21 protein-coding genes are annotated in these 19,725 nt (G+C 69.8%); 10 read left to right on the plus strand and 11 right to left on the minus strand.

What is annotated here, in order from left to right:
- Positions 1-4: 4 nt before the first annotated feature.
- From CEG14_RS14140 to CEG14_RS14150, 3 genes are all read left to right on the plus strand, one after another.
- Positions 5-1,012: a Bug family tripartite tricarboxylate transporter substrate binding protein gene (locus CEG14_RS14140; protein ID WP_094826973.1), complete on the plus strand. Its 1,008-nt coding sequence runs from the start codon at positions 5-7 to the stop codon at positions 1,010-1,012.
- A 50-nt stretch (positions 1,013-1,062) separates the two neighbouring features.
- Positions 1,063-1,860, plus strand: a complete 798-nt coding sequence (locus CEG14_RS14145) for a hypothetical protein (RefSeq protein ID WP_094826974.1) — start codon at positions 1,063-1,065, stop codon at positions 1,858-1,860.
- A 62-nt stretch (positions 1,861-1,922) separates the two neighbouring features.
- Positions 1,923-2,099 carry a DUF3606 domain-containing protein gene (locus CEG14_RS14150; RefSeq protein ID WP_094826975.1) on the plus strand — a complete coding sequence of 59 codons (177 nt, stop codon included), beginning with the start codon at positions 1,923-1,925 and terminating at the stop codon, positions 2,097-2,099.
- 54 nt (positions 2,100-2,153) lie between these two features.
- Here CEG14_RS14150 and CEG14_RS14155 read toward each other — a convergent pair whose 3' ends face one another.
- Complete coding sequence (locus CEG14_RS14155) at positions 2,154-3,182, minus strand: hypothetical protein (RefSeq protein ID WP_094826976.1); 1,029 nt, start codon at positions 3,180-3,182, stop codon at positions 2,154-2,156.
- A gap of 214 nt (positions 3,183-3,396) precedes the next feature.
- Here CEG14_RS14155 and CEG14_RS14160 point away from each other — a divergent pair, with 214 nt between their 5' ends.
- Positions 3,397-4,506 carry a porin gene (locus CEG14_RS14160; RefSeq protein WP_094826977.1) on the plus strand — a complete coding sequence of 370 codons (1,110 nt, stop codon included), beginning with the start codon at positions 3,397-3,399 and terminating at the stop codon, positions 4,504-4,506.
- Between the two features lie 70 nt (positions 4,507-4,576).
- Here CEG14_RS14160 and CEG14_RS14165 read toward each other — a convergent pair whose 3' ends face one another.
- From CEG14_RS14165 to CEG14_RS14195, 7 genes are all read right to left on the minus strand, one after another.
- The gene (locus tag CEG14_RS14165; protein ID WP_094826978.1) at positions 4,577-5,896 is read right to left on the minus strand and encodes an MFS transporter; all 1,320 of its coding nucleotides are present in this window, start codon (positions 5,894-5,896) and stop codon (positions 4,577-4,579) included.
- A gap of 62 nt (positions 5,897-5,958) precedes the next feature.
- Positions 5,959-6,609: a DUF4286 family protein gene (locus CEG14_RS14170; protein ID WP_094826979.1), complete on the minus strand. Its 651-nt coding sequence runs from the start codon at positions 6,607-6,609 to the stop codon at positions 5,959-5,961.
- Positions 6,610-6,733: 124 nt separating this feature from the next.
- The gene (locus CEG14_RS14175) at positions 6,734-7,645 is read right to left on the minus strand and encodes a LysR family transcriptional regulator (protein WP_094826980.1); all 912 of its coding nucleotides are present in this window, start codon (positions 7,643-7,645) and stop codon (positions 6,734-6,736) included.
- A gap of 18 nt (positions 7,646-7,663) precedes the next feature.
- Positions 7,664-8,011: a hypothetical protein gene (locus tag CEG14_RS14180; protein ID WP_094826981.1), complete on the minus strand. Its 348-nt coding sequence runs from the start codon at positions 8,009-8,011 to the stop codon at positions 7,664-7,666.
- A gap of 90 nt (positions 8,012-8,101) precedes the next feature.
- Positions 8,102-8,953 carry a TatD family hydrolase gene (locus tag CEG14_RS14185; protein WP_094826982.1) on the minus strand — a complete coding sequence of 284 codons (852 nt, stop codon included), beginning with the start codon at positions 8,951-8,953 and terminating at the stop codon, positions 8,102-8,104.
- A gap of 42 nt (positions 8,954-8,995) precedes the next feature.
- On the minus strand, positions 8,996-9,700 hold the full coding sequence (locus CEG14_RS14190) for an ABC transporter ATP-binding protein (RefSeq protein WP_094826983.1): 705 nt from the start codon (positions 9,698-9,700) through the stop codon (positions 8,996-8,998).
- The gene (locus tag CEG14_RS14195; RefSeq protein ID WP_256985792.1) at positions 9,693-10,925 is read right to left on the minus strand and encodes a lipoprotein-releasing ABC transporter permease subunit; all 1,233 of its coding nucleotides are present in this window, start codon (positions 10,923-10,925) and stop codon (positions 9,693-9,695) included. Before CEG14_RS14195 ends, CEG14_RS14190 begins: the two co-directional genes overlap by 8 nt.
- A 175-nt stretch (positions 10,926-11,100) precedes the next feature.
- Between CEG14_RS14195 and CEG14_RS14200 the strand changes: the two genes are divergently transcribed.
- The 6 genes from CEG14_RS14200 to CEG14_RS14225 all read left to right on the plus strand — a co-directional run bounded on the left by CEG14_RS14200 (position 11,101) and on the right by CEG14_RS14225 (position 17,704).
- Positions 11,101-12,042, plus strand: a complete 942-nt coding sequence (locus tag CEG14_RS14200) for a hypothetical protein (protein WP_094827545.1) — start codon at positions 11,101-11,103, stop codon at positions 12,040-12,042.
- Positions 12,024-13,724 carry a single-stranded-DNA-specific exonuclease RecJ gene (recJ, locus tag CEG14_RS14205; RefSeq protein WP_094826985.1) on the plus strand — a complete coding sequence of 567 codons (1,701 nt, stop codon included), beginning with the start codon at positions 12,024-12,026 and terminating at the stop codon, positions 13,722-13,724. Before CEG14_RS14200 ends, recJ begins: the two co-directional genes overlap by 19 nt.
- Positions 13,725-13,876: 152 nt before the next feature.
- Positions 13,877-14,981, plus strand: a protein-coding gene (gene prfB, locus CEG14_RS14210) for a peptide chain release factor 2 (RefSeq protein WP_141243347.1) whose coding sequence is annotated in 2 segments (ribosomal slippage) — positions 13,877-13,957 and positions 13,959-14,981 — 1,104 coding nt in all. Because the reading frame shifts where the segments join, the coding sequence is not laid out codon by codon here.
- Positions 14,982-15,002: 21 nt separating this feature from the next.
- Positions 15,003-15,752 carry an SDR family oxidoreductase gene (locus CEG14_RS14215; protein ID WP_094826986.1) on the plus strand — a complete coding sequence of 250 codons (750 nt, stop codon included), beginning with the start codon at positions 15,003-15,005 and terminating at the stop codon, positions 15,750-15,752.
- Positions 15,753-15,758: 6 nt separating this feature from the next.
- Complete coding sequence (gene lysS / locus CEG14_RS14220) at positions 15,759-17,276, plus strand: lysine--tRNA ligase (protein ID WP_094826987.1); 1,518 nt, start codon at positions 15,759-15,761, stop codon at positions 17,274-17,276.
- A gap of 125 nt (positions 17,277-17,401) precedes the next feature.
- On the plus strand, positions 17,402-17,704 hold the full coding sequence (locus tag CEG14_RS14225; protein ID WP_094826988.1) for a hypothetical protein: 303 nt from the start codon (positions 17,402-17,404) through the stop codon (positions 17,702-17,704).
- 74 nt (positions 17,705-17,778) lie between these two features.
- Here CEG14_RS14225 and CEG14_RS14230 read toward each other — a convergent pair whose 3' ends face one another.
- From CEG14_RS14230 to CEG14_RS14240, 3 genes are read right to left on the minus strand one after another with little or no spacing between them, the layout of a single operon-like run.
- Positions 17,779-18,588, minus strand: coding sequence for a penicillin-binding protein activator LpoB (locus tag CEG14_RS14230; protein WP_143277213.1), 810 nt, complete (start codon positions 18,586-18,588; stop codon positions 17,779-17,781).
- 22 nt (positions 18,589-18,610) lie between these two features.
- Positions 18,611-19,225, minus strand: coding sequence for a penicillin-binding protein activator LpoB (gene lpoB / locus CEG14_RS14235; RefSeq protein WP_094826990.1), 615 nt, complete (start codon positions 19,223-19,225; stop codon positions 18,611-18,613).
- Between the two features lie 37 nt (positions 19,226-19,262).
- A complete protein-coding gene (locus CEG14_RS14240) occupies positions 19,263-19,667 on the minus strand; it encodes a YcfL family protein (RefSeq protein WP_094826991.1) in 405 nt (134 codons plus the stop codon).
- Positions 19,668-19,725 lie beyond the last annotated feature (58 nt).

Here is a 19,725-nt window from a genome sequence, read left to right on the forward strand (position 1 = left end):
GACGATGAACCAAGTCCGCCCCAACGCGGGCCGCCGGCGGCTGGCCGCCGCCAGCCTGCTCGCCTGTACCAGCTTGCTGGCCGCCCTGGCACCGCTGGCCGCCCAGGCCTCGGACTGGCCGGCGAAGCAGCCCATCAGGCTCGTCGTGCCGGCGCCGCCGGGCGGCTCGCTCGACATCCTCTCGCGCCCGCTCGCCACCAAGCTGAGCGGCATCCTGGGCCAGACCGTGATCGTGGAAAACCGCGGCGGCGCGGGCGGCATGGTGGGCGCCGACTTCGTCGCCAAGGCCACGCCCGATGGCTACACCTTCCTGATGGGCGCGGTACACCACGCGATCGGCGCCACGGTGAACCACAACCTGGTGTTCGATCCCGCCAAGGATCTGGTCGGCGTCGCCAGCATCGGCACCACGCCCAACGTGGTGATCGTCAACAACGCGCTGCCGGTGCGCACGCCGGCCGAGCTGGTGGCCTGGATGAAGCAGAAAGGCGACCGCGCCAACTACGCCACCGGCGGCCCCGGCACCCTGCAGCACCTGAGCATGGAGTGGTTCAAGTCGGCGGCCGGCGTGGGCGCGATGGCGGTGCACTATCGCGGCAGCGCACCGGCCATGAGCGACCTGCTCGGCGGCCAGGTGGACCTGATGTTCGAGACCATGCCGCTCGCGCTGGCGCAGACGCGCGCCAACAGCGTGCGCGCCATCGCGGTCACGAGCGCGCGCCGCACCGCCGCGCTGCCGGACCTGCCGACCCTGGGCGAGACGGTGGCGCCCGGCTTCGCGGTGTCGAGCTGGTACGGCGTGATGGCGCCGCAAGGCACGCCGCAGCCCGTCCTCGACCGCATGCACGACGCGATCGCGCAGGCGCTCGCGCTGCAGGACATGGAACAGACCTGGCAGGCCGCGGGCGTGGAGCAACAGCCGATGTCGCGCCCCCAGTTCCAGGCCTTCTGGCTGGGCGAGATCCAGCGCTGGGGCAAGGTCGCCACCGAACACGGCATCCGCATCGAGTAGCGCGGCGCCGCGCTATCATGGTCCGCGTCCCGACCCGGAGCCTGCCCCTCATGTCAGCGCATCACCAGTTCGTCTTTCCGCGCGACCTGCACCTGCCCCCGCCCGACTGGCCCGCCCTGGAGGCGCGCCTCCTGCGGGACGGCTTCATACTGCCGGCGCAGGGCGACGGCGTGCCCACCGCGGCGCTGATGCGCCTCATCCTGGGCCTGACGCAGGGGCTCGAGGGCGGCCAGTTCCGCCATGCCGACGGCCTGCGCAACACCGGCGACGTGCTCGCGCTCTATGCCGACCTGCTGCCCGCCGGCCTGCCGGTGCGCCATGACCTGTCCATGCAGCAGACCCTGGCCCTGCTGGCCGAGCATGGCGTGACGCCCGGCCCGTTGGCCCACGACACCGAGGGCAGCGACTGGCGCAGCCCGCTCTACACCCTGGGCCCGGCCGCACGCGACCCGCTCACGCCCGATACCCGCGCCGGCTACGACGCCGATCCGGCGGCCTTCGGCCTGCTGCTGCTGGCCTATCACGGCCCGAATCCCGCGGTGCACGCGGGCGAGAATTTCATGCCGCCCGCGCTTCCCGGCGCCAATGCGCCGCTCGAGGCGATGCCGCCCTTCGACAGCCCCATGGACTTCATCGGCGCCGCCTGGGAAGACCCGGCCACGCAATGGCACTGCGCCGCCCACGGCCGCGACTATCGCATCCTGGAGCTCGACTGGCACTACAGCTTCGCGATCGGCTTTCGCATGATCCGCCTGACCGGCCTGGACCAGGACAGCACGGAAGCGATCGCCGCCGCCGTCGGCGCGATGCTCGACGCCCCCATGGGCTGCAGCCACCGGCATCTGTAGCCGCGCCCCGGGCAGGCACGCCACGTGCTCCCTGGTGGGCTCACTCACGCAAGGAGCCCACCATGAGCGACAACCTCGAGAATCGCGGCGCCCAGGATCGCGCCCGGATCAACGTGAACGAGCCGCACGAGCTGCGCTATTGGACGCAGGCGCTGCAGGTCAGCGAGCAGCAGCTGCGCGACGCCGTGGCGCGCGTCGGCGTATCGGCCGATGCGGTGCGCGCGCACCTGAAGAAGTAGTACCCGGCGCCGGCCTGCGCCGTATCGGGCCAGGCCCGCCGCCGCCGGCCCGGGCTAGGCTTCGAGGCGCGGCCCGCCGTCGAAACGCACGAACAGCGGCTTGATGCCGCCCGCCCCGAGGTCGAGGTACTCCAGCGTCATGCGCTGCCCCGGCCGGCCGGGCGCGCCCAGGTGTGCCACGCGATACAGCTCGCCGCCCACGCGGTAGTTGTATTCCATCGAAGCGCCCACCATGTCGTTGCCGCGCAGATGCAAGGTGCGGTAGCCAATGGTCTCGTCCACCTCGCCCGTCAGCACCCGCTTGTGGGTTGCGCGCGCAACCAGACCGTCGCCCGGCAGCGGCAGGAACGCCACGGCGGCGAAGACGGCCGCCAACAGGAACGCCGGCGCCATGACGAAGCCCGCCGCCGCGGCCACGAGCGCCGCGCCCAGCAGAATCTTGCGCACGACGCCCCCGGCCTGGCGGGTGGGCGCGCGATCGGCCGCTTCCATGGGCGCGTCGGTCGTCACGGCCGCGGGGGTGCCGGGGTACTCGGCGCGCAGCAACAGCGGCTGGCTGTCGGGCAACACGTGCAGCAGGTGCAGCCGCACCGGCACGTCGGCCCGCGACACCAGCAGGGAGGGCCGCATCCCCAGGTCGGGGTTTTGCGTGATGTCGTTCCAGTAAGGCAGCGCCACGTCCACGCGCTCGCCGTCCAGCGTGTAGCGCAGACCCGGAGCCGCCGCCGGGCCGAAGTCGTCGACCGTGCCGCTCACGACCGACTTGCGCAGCTCACCGCGCAGCGCCGCATCGAGCGCGCGCCGGCTCGCCGGGCCGCGCCGCAGGCCGCGCCAGACATAGAGGCTCAGGCCGGCCAGGCACAGCACCAGCAAGGCGATCGGCCAACCCGCGTCGCGGCGCACGCCGGCATCCAGCAGCAGTGCGGCCAGCACCAGCGCGAACAGCGTGAAGAGGCCGAACAACGCGTAGCCGAGCGCGGCTCGGATGCGGCGGCCGTAGCGGCACCGGTGCAACAGCGCGAGGTCGGCCGCGTCGAGCGGCTCGGCCGCAGTGGAAGGCGGATCGATGGGGAGGGTCGACATGGATCAGCGCATGACGCTCGCAAGGCCGGGCCCGGCTCGGGACAGCAAGCATACCCCAGTGCCCGCGCGCGGCGCGGCGGTCAATGCCACCATGGACCGAGCCACTCATACGATGGTCCGATGGCGCCGCGCCACGCCCTTGCGTATCGTCCGCAGGCTCTCATCACACCGCCGGCCGGCCCGCTCACGCGGCCCCGGCGCGCCCTGGAGCCTCATGCAAGTCTCGTCACACCCTCCCCTCTCGTCATGCCTGCGCGCCACGCTTGCCGCCGCCGCGCTCACCGCCAGCGTCGCCGCACACGCCCAGCCGGGTGTCACGCTCTACGGCCGGCTCAACACCGCACTCGAGTACGCCTGGATCCACGGCGGCGACGACGCTCACGGCGGCGCGCGCATGACCAACAACCGCTCGGTGTTCGGCCTGCGCGGCGTGGAAGACCTGGGCGACGGTCTTTCCGCGATCTTCCAGATCGAGAGCGGCATCGCGCTCAACGACGGCCGCGGCCAGATCGCCAGCCGCAATACCCGCGTCGGGCTGGACTCGCCCTACGGCACGCTGTTTCTCGGCCACTGGCACACGGCCTACACCGAGGCCACCATGAAGCTCGACCCGTTCTATCCCACCACGGCCGGCTACATGGCGCTGATCGGCAACGGCTCGGCGGCCAGCACCAGCAACGTCTCCAACACCAGCTCCTTCGACCGGCGCCAGCAGAACTCGCTGCAATACCGCTCGGCCCAATGGCGCGGCCTGAGCGCGGGCCTGTCGTGGGGCCTGCCGCAGGAACACATGGACACCCCGCGCAATCCGCAACTCTTCTCCGGCGCCGCGAGCTACCGCGAAGGGCCCGTCGCGCTGGCGCTTGCGTACGAACAGCACCGCAACTACCAGGCGGCGCGCACGCACGACGAGGCGTACAAGATCGGCCTGTCGTATGCCTTCCCCACCACCCAGGTGAACCTGGTCTACGAGCAGCTGCGCTACCGCACCGGCAGCGGTGATCTGGCCCGCAAGGGCTACTACCTGTCGGTGGTGCAGCAGGTCGGCAGCGGCAGCCTCACGGCCGCGGTGGGCGTGGCCGCCAACGGCACCGGCTCCGTCGACGCGCCCATCGGCATGATCGCGAGCGGTGCGAAGACGGGCGCGGTGCAATACACGCTGGGCTACGAACAGCCCCTGTCCAAGCGCACCTCGGTCTACGGCTACTACTCGCGCATCCGCAATCGCGCCAACGCCGCCTACGACTTCGCCATCAACGATCTGGGCGTGACGGCCGGCGCGAGTCCGCAGACCCTCGCGCTGGGCCTGCGCCACAACTTCTGAACGCGCGCAACAACGACAACGCCCGCCGGGATGCGGGATCCCGGCGGGCGTTTCGACGCCTTGCGCGGCCTTACTGCTGCAGCGGCGCCTTGGCGGTTTCCTTCGCGGCGAACACCGAGACGGCGGTCAGCACCAGGGCGAACACCACGTAGAGCGACACCGCCACCGTGCTGCCATACGACTTGAACAGGCTGGTGATGATGAGCGGCGCGAAGCCGCCGCCCACGATGCCGGCCAGCGTGTAGGCCAGCGAGGATCCGGCGTAGCGCACCCGGCCCGGGAACTGTTCCGTCACGAAGGCGGCTTGCGGGCCGTACATCATGGCGTGGATCAGCAGGCCGCCGACCACCGCGACGCAGATCGCGAACGGGCTGGCCTGGTCCATCAGGAAGAAGAACACGAAGGCCCAGAGCATGCCCAGCACCGCGCCGAGCAGGTAGACCGGGCGGCGGCCGATCCTGTCGGACAGCGCGCCGAACATCGGCACGGTCACCGCGTTGAGCGCGGCGCCGATCATGGTGGCGGTCAGCGCGAGCGGTCGCGACAGGTTCAGCACCGTGGTCACGTAGGTCAGCGTGAACACCACCACCAGCGCGTACAGCACGTCGCTGCCGATGCGCGAGCCGCCGGCGATCAGCAGCTGGCGCCAGTAGGTCACCAGCACGTCCTTGATCGGGGCCTTGGCGGTTTCGCGCTTCTCTTCCATTTCACGGAACACCGGCGTCTCTTCCACGCCGCGACGCAGCCACAGGCCGAACAGCACCAGCGCCACGCTGGAGATGAACGGAATGCGCCAGCCCCAGGCCTGGAAGTCCTCGGCCGACAGCGACGCCGAGATCACCGCGATGAAGCCGGTGCCGATCAGCGTGCCGCACGACGGGCCGACCTGCGTGAACGAGGCGTTGCGGCCTCGCTGGTTCGGCTTGCCGTGTTCCATCGACAGCAGCACCGCGCCGGCCCACTCGCCGCCGAGCGCCACGCCCTGCACGAATCGCAGCGCCACCAGCGCCACCGGCGCCCACACACCCCAGGTGTTGTAGGTGGGCAGCAGGCCCATCATGCCGGTCGACACGCCCATGATGACGAGTGTCGCCACCAGCACGAACTTGCGGCCCAGGCGATCGCCGAGATGGCCGAACACGAAACCGCCCAGCGGGCGCGAAATGTACCCCACGGCGTAGGTCGAGAACGCCAGGATGGTGCCGGTCAGCGGATCGAACGACGGAAAGAAGATCGCGTTGAAAACCAGCGCGGCCATGAGGTTGTAGACCGTGAAGTCGTACCACTCCAGCGTGGTGCCCACCGAGCTGGCCATCGCCAGCCGGCGCATCTTCTTGTTGTGCCCGTCCGGGCTCGCCGATGCGGGTGCGTCGAGCGTGTGTTCTGCCATCGTATTCCCCTTCTATGGTGCGGGGCGCCCGCCTTCGGGCGCCCGGTCAGTCTCGTCGGCCCTCAGGCCAGGTCGGCGGCGGTGAGCTTCCAGCCCAGCGCCATCAGCCAGCCCGCTTCGACGGGCACGCCGAACGCGGCCGCGGCCTGCGCGCGCAGTGCCCGCGCGGCGTCGGCGGTGCTGGCCTCGATCACGTAGATCGGCAGCAACTGGCGGTTTTCGGTGCTTTCGCGCGGCAGCGGCGAGCTCAGCGTGGCGTCGGGCGTGAGCAGGTAGCCGTGGATGAACCCGTCCCGGGCGGCCAGTTCGGCGCCCAGCTTGAGCGCGGCCGCGCTGTCGGCGGCAGTGCCGAGCGGCAGCACGACCAGGTGGGCGCCGCTGCCGAAGCCGGTGGTGGCCTCGACCGCGCACACGCGGCGCATCGGGTTGCGCATGCGGTCCAGGTTGGTCACGGACCAGGCGGTCTGCTGGCCGAACGCGGCGCGATAGTCATCGGACGTGAAGGCGCCGAGGTCGCGGGTGCGGTACAGGCCGAGATACTTGCGGCCGCCCTCGACGCTGGAATAGCGCGCGCCCGACAGAAAGCCCGGGATGCGCACGCGCTCTTCCACGTGCTCGCGGTCGTACCAGCGGTTGAAATCGAGTTCTTCGGCAGGATCGACGTCGGTCGCGACGAACAGCATGCCGTTCAGGGAATCTTGGTGGGAAGTCATGGCTGAGATGCGCCTTTCCTAAATAACGGAAGGCACTATCTTCATGCCCGGCCGCCTCGGCCGACAAACGAGTAATTTTGTGGACCGCGCAATAAAATTTATACGGCGCGTCTCAGGGTAAATCCTATTGCGCGCTGCCCAGAGGCGGCGGTTGCACCGAGGTCGTGAACTGGTCGGAAGCGCGACAGGCGAGCTCGGCCACCAGGCGGATCGCGTCGCTCGACGCGCCTTCGAGATAGCTCACCACCAGCCGCTGCGGCGGCACCACGGCGTCGGTGCGCAGGATCTGCAGCTCGCCGCGTGCCACGTATTCGTAGATCGGCGGCAGCGGCACCAGCGCGCGGCCGAAGTTGCTGCGCACCAGGCGCGCCAGCGCGGAGATCGAGCTCACGCAATGCACCTTGCCCAGCGGCATGCCGGCATCGCGGTAGAGATTCTTGAGCGCCTCGTGCGGCTGCGAGCCGGGGCTCATCGTGAGCACGGGCACCCGCAGCAGCTCTTCCACGGTTGCGCTCTCCTCGCCGCCGGCCGGCCCGACCCAGCCCATCTCCATCGGCAGGCACGGCAGGTTCACGGCGCCGGCCTCGGTCACCGCATCGGTCTGCAACGCGATGTCGAGCGAGCCTTCGCGCAGGCCGCGGTGCAGCGCGCGCGTGGTCTCGGAGGTGAGCTGCACCTCGATGCCGGGATAGGTGGAACGCAGATTGGTGAGAAAGCCGATGAGCCAGGTGTGCACCACGGTCTCGATCGCGCCGATGCGCACCAGGCCGAACACCTCGTCGCCGCTGCGGCCCAGCGACAGGATCTGCTGGCGCAGCTCGAGCAGGCGTTCGCCATAGTCGAGCAGGCGTGTGCCGACAGCGGTCAGGCGCAACTCCTTGGAGTCGCGCTCGAACAGGCGCGCGCCGATGTCTTCTTCGAGCGAGGCGATGCGGTTGGCCACCGCCGCCTGCGTGATGTGCAGGCGATCGCTGGCCGCGCGGAAGCTGCCCAGCCGGGCGGACCATAGAAAGGCTTCGACGAAACGCGTGTTCATGCAGGCGGGCGCCGCGCGTCAGGCGCGGCGGGCGCGTTCGTGCGGATCGTCGATCTCGCGCTGGAGCTCGGCGATCAGCCACTCGAACCACTGATGCTCGGCGCGCGCATACACGGCGGCGGCCGGGGTCTTGCCCTGGCGCCAGCCGGCCTGATGCACGTCGAGCCACAGCGCGAGGCTCTTCTGCGGCGCCAGCAGGCCCGAGAGCCAGGTCCAGAGATAGGTCGCGAGCGAACGCTTGTAGCCCTTGGCGCATTGATACAGCGTGGGCTCGAGCGGCAGCTCGCCGGCGCGCGCCAGGCGGGCCTGCACCCGGCGCAGGATCTCCACGGCGGCCTGCAGGTCTTGCGTGCTGAGTTTTTTCATGTGAGCTTCTCCAGGAGATCGGCGGTGCGGCACGCGCACGGCACAGCGCGGATTATCGCCGCCCGCGCGCGCCGGGGGAAGCCGTCGCGATCACGCGCGCTCCAGCCAGCGGTCCAGGCGGGGCAGCACGCGGCGCGCGGCGGCGGTGGTGCCGGCCTCGATCTCGGCCAGCGGCAGCCCGCGCAGCTCGGCCAGCACGGCGCCGATGCGCGGCAGCCAGGCCGGCGAGTTGCGCCGGTCGGGTTCGTGCAGCCAGGCCGGCGGGATGCGCCGGTCGGGTTCGTGCAGCCAGGCCGGCGGGATGTCGGGCGCATCGGTTTCGAGCACCAGGTGCGACAGGTCGATATCGGTGGCGTGGCGGCGGATCTGCAGCGCGCGCTCGAAGGTCATGGCGCCGCCCAGCCCCAGCGCGAAGCCCTGCGCCACGAAGGCCTGGGCCTGCTGCGCGCTGCCGTTGAAGGCGTGCGCGATGCCGCCGGCGAGATTGCGTTGCCGCCGCAGATACTTGAGCAGGATGTCCTGCGAGCGGCGCACGTGCAGCAGCACCGGCAGGCCGTACTCGGCCGCCAGGCCGAGCTGGGCCGCGTAAAAGCGTTCCTGCCGTTCGCGCGGTTCGCCGCTGGCGATCTCCGGCACGAAGAAGTCCAGGCCGATCTCGCCGATCGCCACGAAACGCGGATCGGGCAAGGCCGCCTCGATGGCCGCCCGCAGCACGTCCAGATCGCCGTCGCGTGCGCGGCCGACGTACAGGGGATGGATGCCGAGCGCGTAGGTGCCGCCCTCGAACTGCCGGGCCAGCGTCGCGACCGTCTCGAAATTGGCGGCCTCGATGGCCGGAATGACGATCGCGCCGACCCCGGCGGCCTGCGCCGCGCGCGCCACCTCGAGCCGGTCCGGATCGAACTCGGCGGCGTCGAGATGGCAGTGGGTGTCGATGAACACAGGCGGCTCCGCAAGCGCGGGCGTGGCGCGGCCGGCTGGCGATCAGCCGGGCAGCAGCCGCCCGCCTTCCATATGCAGCTGGCGATCGGCACGCGCCGCCAGCTCGGGATCATGGGTCACGATAGCAAACGCCGTGCCGGATTCCTGGTTCACCTGCGTGAGCAGCTCGAACATGATCTGCGCGGTGTGGCGGTCGAGGTTGCCCGTGGGCTCGTCGGCCAGCACGCAGGCCGGCCGCGTGACCAGGGCGCGGGCCAGCGCCACGCGCTGGCGTTCGCCGCCCGACAGCTGGCCCGGGTAGTGGCCTTCGCGCGCCGCCAGGCCCACCAGGCGCAACACCTCGCGCGCCTCGGTGCGGGCGGTGTCGCGATCCACGCGCCGCACGATCAGCGGCATGGCCACGTTGTCGAGCGCGGTGAATTCCGGCAGCAGGTGGTGGAACTGGTAGACGAAGCCCAGGCTGCGGTTGCGCAGCGCGCTCTTGCGCCGCTCCGACAGGCCGGCCGAGTCGATGCCGTCCACGATCACGGTGCCCTCGGACGGCACGTCGAGCAGGCCGAGGATGTGCAGCAGCGTGCTCTTGCCCGAGCCCGACGCGCCCACGATGGCGACCATCTCGCCGCGCTCCACGGCCAGCGACACGTCGTCGAGCACCAGGATGCGCTCGGGACCTTCGTCGTAGACCTTGGTCAGGTGCTGGGCCAGCAGTGCCGGCGGCGGATTCAGATCCGGGGTGGTATCAGTCATGGCGCAGCACCTGGGCCGGTTGCAGGCGCGAGGCGCGCCAGCTGGGGTAGAGGGTGGCCAGCAGCGACAGCACCAGCGAGGTCACGCCGATGATCGCGATGTCCTGAACCTGCGGGTCGGACGGCAAGGCACTGATGAAATAGATTTCGCGCGGCAGGAAATGCACGCCCAGCAACCCTTCGATGAAGGGCACGATCACGTCCACGTTGTACGCGATCAGCATGCCGCCGGCGACGCCGGCGATGGTGCCGATCACGCCGATCAGCGCGCCCTGCACCAGGAAGATGCGCGCCACTTCGCCCGGCCCCGCGCCCAGCGTGCGCAGGATGGCGATGTCGGACTGCTTGTCTTTCACGGCCATCACCAGCGACGACAGCAGGTTGAACGCCGCCACGGCCACGATCAGGGCCAGGATCAGGAACATCATGCGCTTTTCGGTCTGCACCGCGGCGAACCAGGTGCGGTTGTTGCGCGACCAGTCGGAGGCCATCACATAGGGCGGCAGCACCTTGGTCAGCTCGGCCGCCACCTGCGGCGCGCGCTGCATGTCGGCGATGCGCAGCCGCACGCCGGCCGTGCCGCTGTCGCGGAACACCCGCGCCGCGTCGTCGTCGTCGACGAACACGAGCGAGGAGTCGTATTCATAGTGGCCCGAGGAGAAGGTGCCCACGATCGTGAACTGGCGCATGCGCGGCGCGAAGCCGGCCGGGCTGATCGAGCCCTGCGGCGCCAGCATCAGCACGGTGTCGCCCACCTTCACGCCCATGTCGTCGGCCAGATCGCTGCCGAGCACGGCGCCGAAGCTGCCGGGCACGAGGTCGGCCAGCTTGCCGCTCACCATCTGCTTGGGCAGGTCGGAGACCTTGCCTTCGAGCGCCGGGTCGATGCCGCGCACCTGCACGCCGCGCAGCGCCTGGCCGCGCACCAGCATGCCCTGCGCCGCCACGAAGGGTGCCTCGCCGCGCACCTCGGGATTCTGTTTGGCGGCATTGCCGAACTGATCCCATTGGGCCAGCACCCGGTCGGGCAGCGCCCCCGGGATATAGAGTTCGATGTGGGGCAGCACCGACAGCATGCGGTCGCGCACTTCCTTCTGGAAGCCGTTCATCACCGACAGCACCACGATCAGGGCGGCAACGCCCAGGCCGATCCCGGCCATCGATGTGGCGGCGATGAAGGAAATGAAGCGGTCGCGTCGACCGCTGCGCCGACCGAGGCGCGCCATGCCCGCGTAGCGGGCGCCAATCCAGAGTTCGTAGGGTATTTTCAGCACGAGCGCATTATGGCATTAACGGGGACCGGCCGGCGCGCCCCGTGGCACGCCGCACCGCCTCTGGATCAGAGCCCGGCGCGGCCGGATGGTTCCGCGTGCGGCGCGAGGCCGCACTACAATGCCGCTCATGCTGATCGTGATTCCGGGCGCCCTGCCCGACCTCCCCGTGGCCGGCGAACTGGCCCGCCACCTGCCGCAACGCGCGCCGGTGCTGCACGCCTGGCTGCAGGCGGCGCGCGCCGAGACCACCGGCTTCGACCTGCGCGCCAAAGGCTGCACGCCGTTCGAAGCGTGGCAGCTCCAACGCGCCGGCTTCACGCCCGCCCCCGGCCAATCCACCGGCGCCGGCCTCGGCCCCCTGCGCGACCCGGGCGCGCCGGCCGGTGAGCCGGTCTGGCTGGCCGAGCTGGTGCACCTGGCGCTGGGCACCGACCAGGCCACCCTGCTGCCCCCCGACCAGCTCGACCTGCGGCCCGAAGAGGGCCAGGCGCTGTACCAGCTGGCGGCCCCGCTGATCGCCGAACACGGCTTCGGCGTCGAGGTGGTCGACCCGGCGCGCTGGCGCCTGCGCCTGCCCGACGGTCTCGCGCCGCGCAGCGCCAGCCCGGCCGCGGTGGCCGGCCAGCGCCTCGACGCCTGGTGGCAACACGACGCCGCCACCCGCCCGTGGCGCCGCCTGCTCAATGAAATACAGATGGCCTGGCACGAACAACCGGTCAACGAGGCGCGCGCCGCGCGCGGCGTAGCCCCGGTCAACGGCCTCTGGCTGTATGGCGGCGCCCTGCCCTGGTCACCTGCCGCCGCCTCGCCGGCGCACGTGCTGGATGGCCTGCACACGCCGCAACGCGAGGGCGACTGGGGCTGCTGGCTCGACGCCCTGGCCCGGCTCGACGCCGAACACCTGGCGCCGCTGGCCGATGCCCGCCACGCACCGCGCCAGCCCGTCGAGCTGCTGCTGCTGGGCGCCGACCGGCGCGCCCGCCTCACCCTGAAACCGCGCACGGGCCTGGCCAAGTGGCTGCCCGCGCCCAAGCACAACTGGAACGCCTGGTGGTCACACCCCGTCTAACCGTCCGCCCCGCCGACTTCGCCGCCTGCCAGACCCTCGAGGCGGCCGGCATCCATCCGCTGCTGGCCCGCCTGTGGGCCGCGCGCGGCGTGGATCACCCCGACCAGACCAAGCTCGGCTGGCCGCTGCTGCTGCCGCCCGCGCACCTGACCCATTCCGAACACGCGGCCGCCGTGCTGGCCGACGCGATCCAGGCCAACAAGCGCCTGCTGATCGTGGCCGACTACGACTGCGACGGCGCCACCGCCTGCGCGGTCGGCCTGCGCGGCCTCTCGGCGATGGGCGCCGACGTCGACTTCCTGGTGCCCAACCGCTTCGAAACCGGCTATGGCCTGTCGCCCGCCGTGATCGAGCTGGCCTGCCGCCACCGCAACGGCAAGCCCGACATCATCATCACCGTCGACAACGGCATCGCCAGCGTCGAGGGCGTGGATGCGGCCAACGCCGCCGGCATCGGCGTGGTCGTCACCGACCACCACCTGCCCGGCGACACGCTGCCGGCCGCCCTGGCCATCGTCAATCCCAATCAGCCGGGCTGCGGCTTCCCGTCGAAAAACCTGGCCGGCGTCGGTGTCATCTTCTACATGATGCTGGCGCTGCGCGCCGAGCTGCGCCGCCGCGGCGTGTATGCGCCCGACGGCGGTCCGCGCCTGGACGCGCTGGCCGACCTGGTGGCGCTGGGCACCGTCGCCGACGTGGTCCGCCTCGACGCCAACAACCGCCTGCTGGTCACCCAGGGCCTGGCGCGCATGCGCGCCGGCCGCATGCAGCCGGGCCTGCGCGCGCTGTTCGCGGTGGCCGGCCGCGAGCCGCGCAACGCCAACAGCTTCGACCTGGGCTTCGCGCTCGGCCCGCGCATCAACGCGGCCGGCCGCCTGGCCGACATGAGCCTGGGCATCGCCTGCCTCACCACCGACGACGAGGCGCAGGCGCTCAACATGGCGCGCGAGCTCGACAACATCAACCGCGAGCGCCGCTCGATCGAAGCCGAGATGCGCGAGCAGGCCATGGCGGCCATGGAGGCGCCCGACGCCGGCAGCGGCGCCACGGTCTGCGTCTACGACCCGGGCTGGCACCAGGGCGTGGTGGGGCTGGTGGCCTCGCGCCTCAAAGAGAAATTCTGGCGTCCGACGCTGGCCTTCGCGCCGGCCGGCGACGACGAGATCCGCGGCTCGGGCCGCTCGATTCCCGACGTGCACCTGCGCGACGTGCTCGACCTGGTGTCCAAGCGCCACCCGGGCCTGATCCGCAAGTTCGGCGGCCACGCCATGGCGGCCGGCCTCACGCTCGGGCGCGACGGCTTCGCGGCCTTCCAGCCCGCCTTCGAGGCAGCGGTGCGCGAGCTCACCGGTCGCGACCACTTCGAGCCGCTGATCGAGACCGACGGTTCGCTCGAATCGGGCTACGCCAACGCCGAAGTGGCGGGGATCCTGCAGCAGCAGGTCTGGGGCGCGGGCTTTTCCGCGCCGCTGTTCCTCGACGAATTCACCGTGCGCAGCCAGCGCCTGGTCGGCGAGAAGCACCTGAAGCTCTCGCTCGAGCGCGGCCAGCAGCGTTTCGACGCCATCTGGTTCGGCCACGACCAGAACCTGCCCGAGCGGATCCAGTGCGCCTACCGCCTGGAGCAGAACGTCTGGAACGGCATGGTGTCGGCCCAGCTCGTGATCGAATACGCGGCCTGATCCGGGCCCCGGGGCGGCCGCGGCCCAGGCCGTCCGCCCCCATTTCGCCCGCCACGGGGTGCCGGGGCGCGCCCCGCGCCACGCCCGGGCAGCAGGAAGCCGTCAGGCACGCTAAAATGCCAGGTTTCGCATAAAAGTCACCAGGATCAATCATGGAAGCCGAACGTCAGAACCAGATCGCCGCCCGCCTTGCCGACTACGCGGAGCGCGAACAGGCTCTACGGAGGTATCTTTGACTACGATGCCAAAGCTGAACGCCTGCACGTCGTAAACGCCGAACTCGAAGATCCCTCGGTCTGGAACGACCCCAAGCACGCCCAGGACCTGGGCCGTGAGAAGAAGTCCCTCGAAGATGTCGTGGGCACGCTGTCCGCGCTCGGCGCCGGCGTGGCCGACGCGCTCGAGCTGTTCGAGCTCGCCGCCGCCGATGACGACGACGCCACGCTCGAAGCGATCGAGGTCGACGCCAACGGCTTCCAGGAAAAGCTCGAGACCCTGGAATTCCGCCGCATGTTCTCGAACGCGGCCGACCCGCTGAACTGCTTCGTCGACATCCAGGCCGGCGCCGGCGGCACCGAAGCCCAGGACTGGGCCTCGATGCTGTTGCGCCAATACCTGAAGTACGCCGAACGCAAGGGCTTCAAGGTCGAGGTGCTCGAAGAATCCGAAGGCGAAGTCGCCGGCATCAAGTCCGCCACCATCAAGATGGAAGGCGAGTACGCGTTCGGCTACCTGCGCACCGAAACCGGCGTGCACCGCCTGGTGCGCAAGAGCCCGTTCGACTCGTCGGGCGGCCGCCACACGTCGTTTGCCAGCGTGTTCGTCTACCCCGAGGTCGACGAGTCGTTCGAGGTCGAGGTCAATCCCGCCGACCTGCGCGTGGACACCTACCGTGCCAGCGGCGCGGGCGGCCAGCACATCAACAAGACCGACTCGGCCGTGCGTATCACGCACATGCCGACGGGCATCGTCGTGCAGTGCCAGAACGACCGTTCGCAGCACCGCAACCGCGCCGAAGCCATGCAGATGCTGAAGTCCAAGCTCTATGAGCTGGAGATGCGCAAGCGCATGGCCGAGCAGCAGAAGCTCGAAGACTCCAAGACCGACGTGGGCTGGGGCCACCAGATCCGTTCCTACGTGCTCGACCAGAGCCGCATCAAGGATCTGCGCACCAACGTCGAAATCTCCAACACCCAGAAAGTGCTGGACGGCGACCTGGATCCCTTCATCCAGGCCAGTCTCAAGCAAGGCGTCTAACCCCTTTCGGAGCCCTCCGACATGATCGATACGCTTGCCATCCTGACCGGCGCTTCGCGCGGCCTGGGCGCCGCCCTGGCGCGCGGGCTGCTCAAACCCGGTACCCGCCTGGTGACCCTGGCCCGGCGCACGGACCCCGACCTTGCCGCCCAGGCCCAGGCCGCCGGCGTCGAGCTCGAGCAGTGGCCCGTCGATCTGTCGGACCTCGCGGCTGCCCACGCCGCGTCCGAACGGCTGGCGGCCCTGCCGCAGGCGCGCCGCTACGTGCTGATCAACAACGCCGGCACGGTCAACCCGGTGGCCAACACCGCCGAGCTCACCGACGGCCGCACCATCGCCGACGCCTTCAACCTCAACGTGACCGCGGTCATGCTGCTGACGGCGCGCTTCCTGACCGCGCTGCGCGAGCAGCAGGCCGACGTGCGCATCGTCAACATTTCGTCGGGCGCGGGCCGCAATCCCAACGCCGGCTGGGGCGTGTACTGCGCCACCAAGGCCGCCCTCGACATGTACACGCGCGTGCTCAATGCCGAGCATGGCGCGCGCGGCGTGCGCGCCGTCGCGCTGGCCCCCGGCATCGTCGACACCGACATGCAGGCCACCATCCGGTCGAGCGACGAGGCCAGCTTCCCGGCCCTGGCGCGCTTCCAGGAATTCAAGGCCACCGGCAAGCTTTCGGCCCCCGCCGACGTGGCCGCCCGCATTCTTGCCTATCTGGACCGCGACGACTTCGGCAAGACCGAAATCGACGACATCCGCAATTACAACTGACCCATCATGACTGATCACTCGCCCGCGCCCACCCAGGATGAAAACCGCTTGATCGCCGAACGGCGCGCCAAGCTGTCCAAACTGCGCGAAACCGGCGTTGCGTTCCCCAACGATTTCGTGCCCGATGCGCAGGCCGCGCAACTGCACGCCAAATACGACGACCAGGACCCGCAGGCCCTGGTCGACGCCGCCGTCAGCGTGAAGGTGGCCGGGCGCATGATGCTCAAGCGCGTGATGGGCAAGGCGAGCTTCGCCACGCTGCAGGACGGCAGCGGCCGCATCCAGCTCTATCTCGAGCGCGGCACGCTGGGCGAGGAGGCGTACGCCGCCTTCAAGCAATGGGACATCGGCGATATCGTGGCCATCGAGGGCACGATGTTCAAGACGCAGAAGGGCGAGCTCTCGGTGCACGCTACCCGCGCGCGCCTGCTGTCGAAGTCGCTGCGCCCGCTGCCCGACAAGTTCCACGGCGTGGCCGACCAGGAGCTGCGCTACCGCCAGCGCTACGTCGACCTCATCATGACCGACGCCACGCGCAAGACCTTCGAGGCGCGCAGCAAGGCCGTGGGCAGCATCCGCCGCCTGATGCAGGACGCCGGCTTTCTCGAAGTCGAAACCCCGATGCTGCACCCGATTCCGGGCGGCGCCGCGGCCAAGCCCTTCGTCACGCACCACAACGCGCTCGACATGGAGATGTACCTGCGCATCGCGCCGGAGCTCTATCTCAAGCGCCTGGTCGTGGGCGGCTTCGATCGCGTGTTCGAGATCAACCGCAACTTCCGCAACGAAGGGGTGAGCCCGCGCCACAACCCCGAGTTCACGATGATGGAGTTCTACGCGGCCTATGCGGACTACCGCTGGCTGATGGACTACACCGAGAACCTCATCCGCCAGGCCGCGATCGACGCCACCGGCAGCGCCGTGCTGACCTACGGCGAGCGCGAGCTCGACCTGTCCAAGCCCTTCGACCGCCTGACCATCTGCGAGGCGATCCTCAAGTACACGGACGGCTACACCCAGGCCCAGCTCGACGACGCCGAGTTCGTGCGCGGCGAGCTCAAGAAGTTCGGCGCCGACGTGAACGGCCCGGTGCTCAAGCGCGCCGGCCTGGGCGCGCTGCAGCTGGCGCTGTTTGAAGAGACCGCCGAATCGCAGCTCTGGAACCCGACCTACATCATCGACTACCCGGTCGAGGTGTCGCCGCTGGCCCGTGCCTCCGACGACCGCGAAGGCATCACCGAGCGCTTCGAGCTCTTCATCACGGGCCGCGAGATCGCCAACGGCTTCTCCGAGCTCAACGACCCCGAAGACCAGGCCGAACGCTTCCGCTCGCAGGTCGAGGCCAAGGACGCCGGCGACGAAGAAGCCATGTATTTCGACGCCGACTACATCCGCGCGCTCGAATACGGCATGCCCCCGACTGGCGGCTGCGGCATCGGCATCGACCGTCTCGTCATGCTGCTGACCAACAGCCCCAGCATCCGCGACGTCATCCTGTTCCCGCACCTGCGCCGTGAGGACTGACGCGCAAGCGGGCGGTCAGCGGCCCCGGCTCGGGGCGAGATGCCAGCGATCGTGTGGCGGCACGGCCGCGACCCCGGTCGCAAGCGGGCCACAGCCGTGCTGGCGCGTAGCGTGAGGAAAAAGAGATGATTGCAAAGTTTTTGATGATCATCGCGTTCCTCGTGCTGTTCATGTATGTCGTGCTGCCGCGCCGCGGCGTCGCCAACCAGGCGGCCTCGCGCGCCCGGCGCCTCTTCATCGCGCTGTGCGCGGCCAGCGTCGGCGCGCTGTCGGGCTCGCTGATCGCGCTGGTGGTCTGGCTGGGCGCCAATGCCAACGCGGCACCGGGCCAGCGCAGCGGCGGCGACGCCCTGCTGGGCCTGTCGGCCCTGCTGCTGGTCATCAGCCTCGGCTGCGCCGTCGGCGCCATGATGAAGCGCGTCAGGTAAGCCCTGCCAAACCACGGCCTGCAAACAAAAAGCCACCCCGAGGGGTGGCTTTTTGGTTTGAGGCGGGCACAGGATCAGTAGCTGACCACCGGTTCGTTGCGCGAGGCCCGCGCCGGCGGCGCGCCCCCGTCGCCCTGCCCCTGCAGGTGCCGGCCCGGCAGGCCGAACTGCTGCATGAGCTCGCCATAGGCGGCTTCGGCCAGGCTCTTGGACGCCTCGGAGACGGCCTTCGGCCGGCTGAACAGCGCGCTGTCACCCGCACGCGACACGGCCTTCACGTCCTGCCCCGACCCCAGCGCCGAGAACGCGGCCTTCACCTCGTAGGTCCGGGTGTCGATCAGGCTGAAGTCCACGGTGATGTCCAGGCCCAGCGTGCCGGTGCGCGCGGCGCCGCCGAACGACATCTGGTTCTGCGTGAACTGGATGTCGCTGACGGTGCCGAACAGCACGTAGTCGGCGCCCGGGAAGTAGCCCTGCTTGATGCGCGACACGATGTCGAACACCTTGTCCGAGGCCTTGCCGGTATAGGCCTTGGCCTGCACCAGCCGCACCCCGCCGCCCTTGAGCATCGCGCCCTTCAGGTCTGCCGTGTACTTGCGCAGCTCGCCGTACTCGATGTAGGAGTAGGTGCCCTCGGCCGAGTGATAGCTGCTGCTCGCGCTGCCGCTGTAGCGGCTGTTACCCGAATAGGCGTAGCCGCTGTCGCGCTCGCTGCTGCTGCGGTTCACGCGGCTCTGGCTCGAGGCCGACACCACGCGGAAATAGCCGCTCACCCGCTCTTCGTAGGCCAGGTCGGTCACCGCGATCTTCGGCTCGGCGGCCTGGGCCAGGCCCCACGCCAGGCTCAGCAACAGGCCACAGATCAAGCGCTTGGAGTTCGTCATCTTCATGCTCCCTGGCAGGCCATCAACGGCGCGAGGTCTTGCGGATTTCCTTCTCGTCCTGCCACTCGATGGTGCCCTCGGCCACGTCGTACAGCTTCAGGGTGATCTTGTAGTAGACGTCCTTGACGTCGCGGCCACGCTTGACGATGGAGGTGATCTCGCCCTCGAGCATGAAGCGGGCGCCGCTCATGTTGCCCATCTTGGCGCGGCCCTGGTTCTTGTAGAGGCCGCTCTGGTTCTGCCGCTGCAGTTCCTCCACGCCGCTCTGCATCTCGTCCATGCTGCGGGTGAAGCGCACCTTGCCGCTCTTGACCAGGCGGGTCTGGATCGTGTTCATGATCGACTTGGTGTCGATGTATTCGCTGGTCTTGTTCAGCACCGGCGCCAGCGTCAGCGTCGGGCGGCCGTCCAGCACGGGGCTCTCGAGCAGCGAGCCCGTCATCGACTCGGCGATCATCTGCAGGTCGGTCGAACCGAACTCATTGGTGACCGTTTCGACGGCCTTGGTGTCGCCGTAACTCACGTCCGACGAGCCCACGGTGGGCTGGGTGGTCTGGCAGCCGGCCAGCGCCAGCATCGCGCCCAGGACCAGGGCGATGCGGGCCGACGACACGCCGCTGCGGAAAGACGACTTCATGATGACTCCTGATAAAAACATGACAGGCGGGCGGCGCTCAGGGCCGGCCCGCGCTCATTTCGATGCGGAAATCGCTGGCCTGCGGGCCGAACGCCGTGCCCTTGATCGGCAGCGTCTGGTGACCCAGGAAATCCAGTGGCTTCCAGCCTTCCTCGTCGCCCACCCGCATGCCGCCCTCGTCGAGCCAGATGAAGCGGTAGTACAGACGCGAGCGCAGGCCGCTGGTGTTGGCGATCTCGGCCTGCACCACCATCACGTCGTTGCGGCGTTGCGAGCGCAACGCCTCCACCCGCAGGTCGCGCACCGAGTCGCGCACGGCAAGCTTGGCGGCAATGCCGGTCGAAGCGGCGTAGGAAGGCGCGGGATTGGCCTGCGCCAGGGCCTGGCCCTGGCAGGCCAGCGCCAGGCACACGGCGCCGGCGCATCGGATCAAAGTCTTCATGGTGATGCCTGGATGCTTGCCCCGCAGGGCAGTAAAAAAAGGTTGAAACCCGCCCGCC

Source organism: Bordetella genomosp. 1, assembly GCF_002261335.1.
Taxonomy (GTDB): domain Bacteria; phylum Pseudomonadota; class Gammaproteobacteria; order Burkholderiales; family Burkholderiaceae_B; genus Bordetella.

Coding starts and splice junctions, on each gene's coding strand:
- CEG14_RS14140 (WP_094826973.1), top strand. CDS start 5: ATGAACCAAGTCCGCCCCAACGCGGGCCGCCGGCGGCTGGCCGCCGCC.
- CEG14_RS14145 (WP_094826974.1), top strand. CDS start 1,063: ATGTCAGCGCATCACCAGTTCGTCTTTCCGCGCGACCTGCACCTGCCC.
- CEG14_RS14150 (WP_094826975.1), top strand. CDS start 1,923: ATGAGCGACAACCTCGAGAATCGCGGCGCCCAGGATCGCGCCCGGATC.
- CEG14_RS14155 (WP_094826976.1), bottom strand. CDS start 3,182: ATGTCGACCCTCCCCATCGATCCGCCTTCCACTGCGGCCGAGCCGCTC.
- CEG14_RS14160 (WP_094826977.1), top strand. CDS start 3,397: ATGCAAGTCTCGTCACACCCTCCCCTCTCGTCATGCCTGCGCGCCACG.
- CEG14_RS14165 (WP_094826978.1), bottom strand. CDS start 5,896: ATGGCAGAACACACGCTCGACGCACCCGCATCGGCGAGCCCGGACGGG.
- CEG14_RS14170 (WP_094826979.1), bottom strand. CDS start 6,609: ATGACTTCCCACCAAGATTCCCTGAACGGCATGCTGTTCGTCGCGACC.
- CEG14_RS14175 (WP_094826980.1), bottom strand. CDS start 7,645: ATGAACACGCGTTTCGTCGAAGCCTTTCTATGGTCCGCCCGGCTGGGC.
- CEG14_RS14180 (WP_094826981.1), bottom strand. CDS start 8,011: ATGAAAAAACTCAGCACGCAAGACCTGCAGGCCGCCGTGGAGATCCTG.
- CEG14_RS14190 (WP_094826983.1), bottom strand. CDS start 9,700: ATGACTGATACCACCCCGGATCTGAATCCGCCGCCGGCACTGCTGGCC.
- CEG14_RS14195 (WP_256985792.1), bottom strand. CDS start 10,925: ATGGCGCGCCTCGGTCGGCGCAGCGGTCGACGCGACCGCTTCATTTCC.
- CEG14_RS14200 (WP_094827545.1), top strand. CDS start 11,101: ATGCTGATCGTGATTCCGGGCGCCCTGCCCGACCTCCCCGTGGCCGGC.
- CEG14_RS14215 (WP_094826986.1), top strand. CDS start 15,003: ATGATCGATACGCTTGCCATCCTGACCGGCGCTTCGCGCGGCCTGGGC.
- lysS (WP_094826987.1), top strand. CDS start 15,759: ATGACTGATCACTCGCCCGCGCCCACCCAGGATGAAAACCGCTTGATC.
- CEG14_RS14225 (WP_094826988.1), top strand. CDS start 17,402: ATGATTGCAAAGTTTTTGATGATCATCGCGTTCCTCGTGCTGTTCATG.
- CEG14_RS14230 (WP_143277213.1), bottom strand. CDS start 18,588: ATGACGAACTCCAAGCGCTTGATCTGTGGCCTGTTGCTGAGCCTGGCG.
- lpoB (WP_094826990.1), bottom strand. CDS start 19,225: ATGAAGTCGTCTTTCCGCAGCGGCGTGTCGTCGGCCCGCATCGCCCTG.
- CEG14_RS14240 (WP_094826991.1), bottom strand. CDS start 19,667: ATGAAGACTTTGATCCGATGCGCCGGCGCCGTGTGCCTGGCGCTGGCC.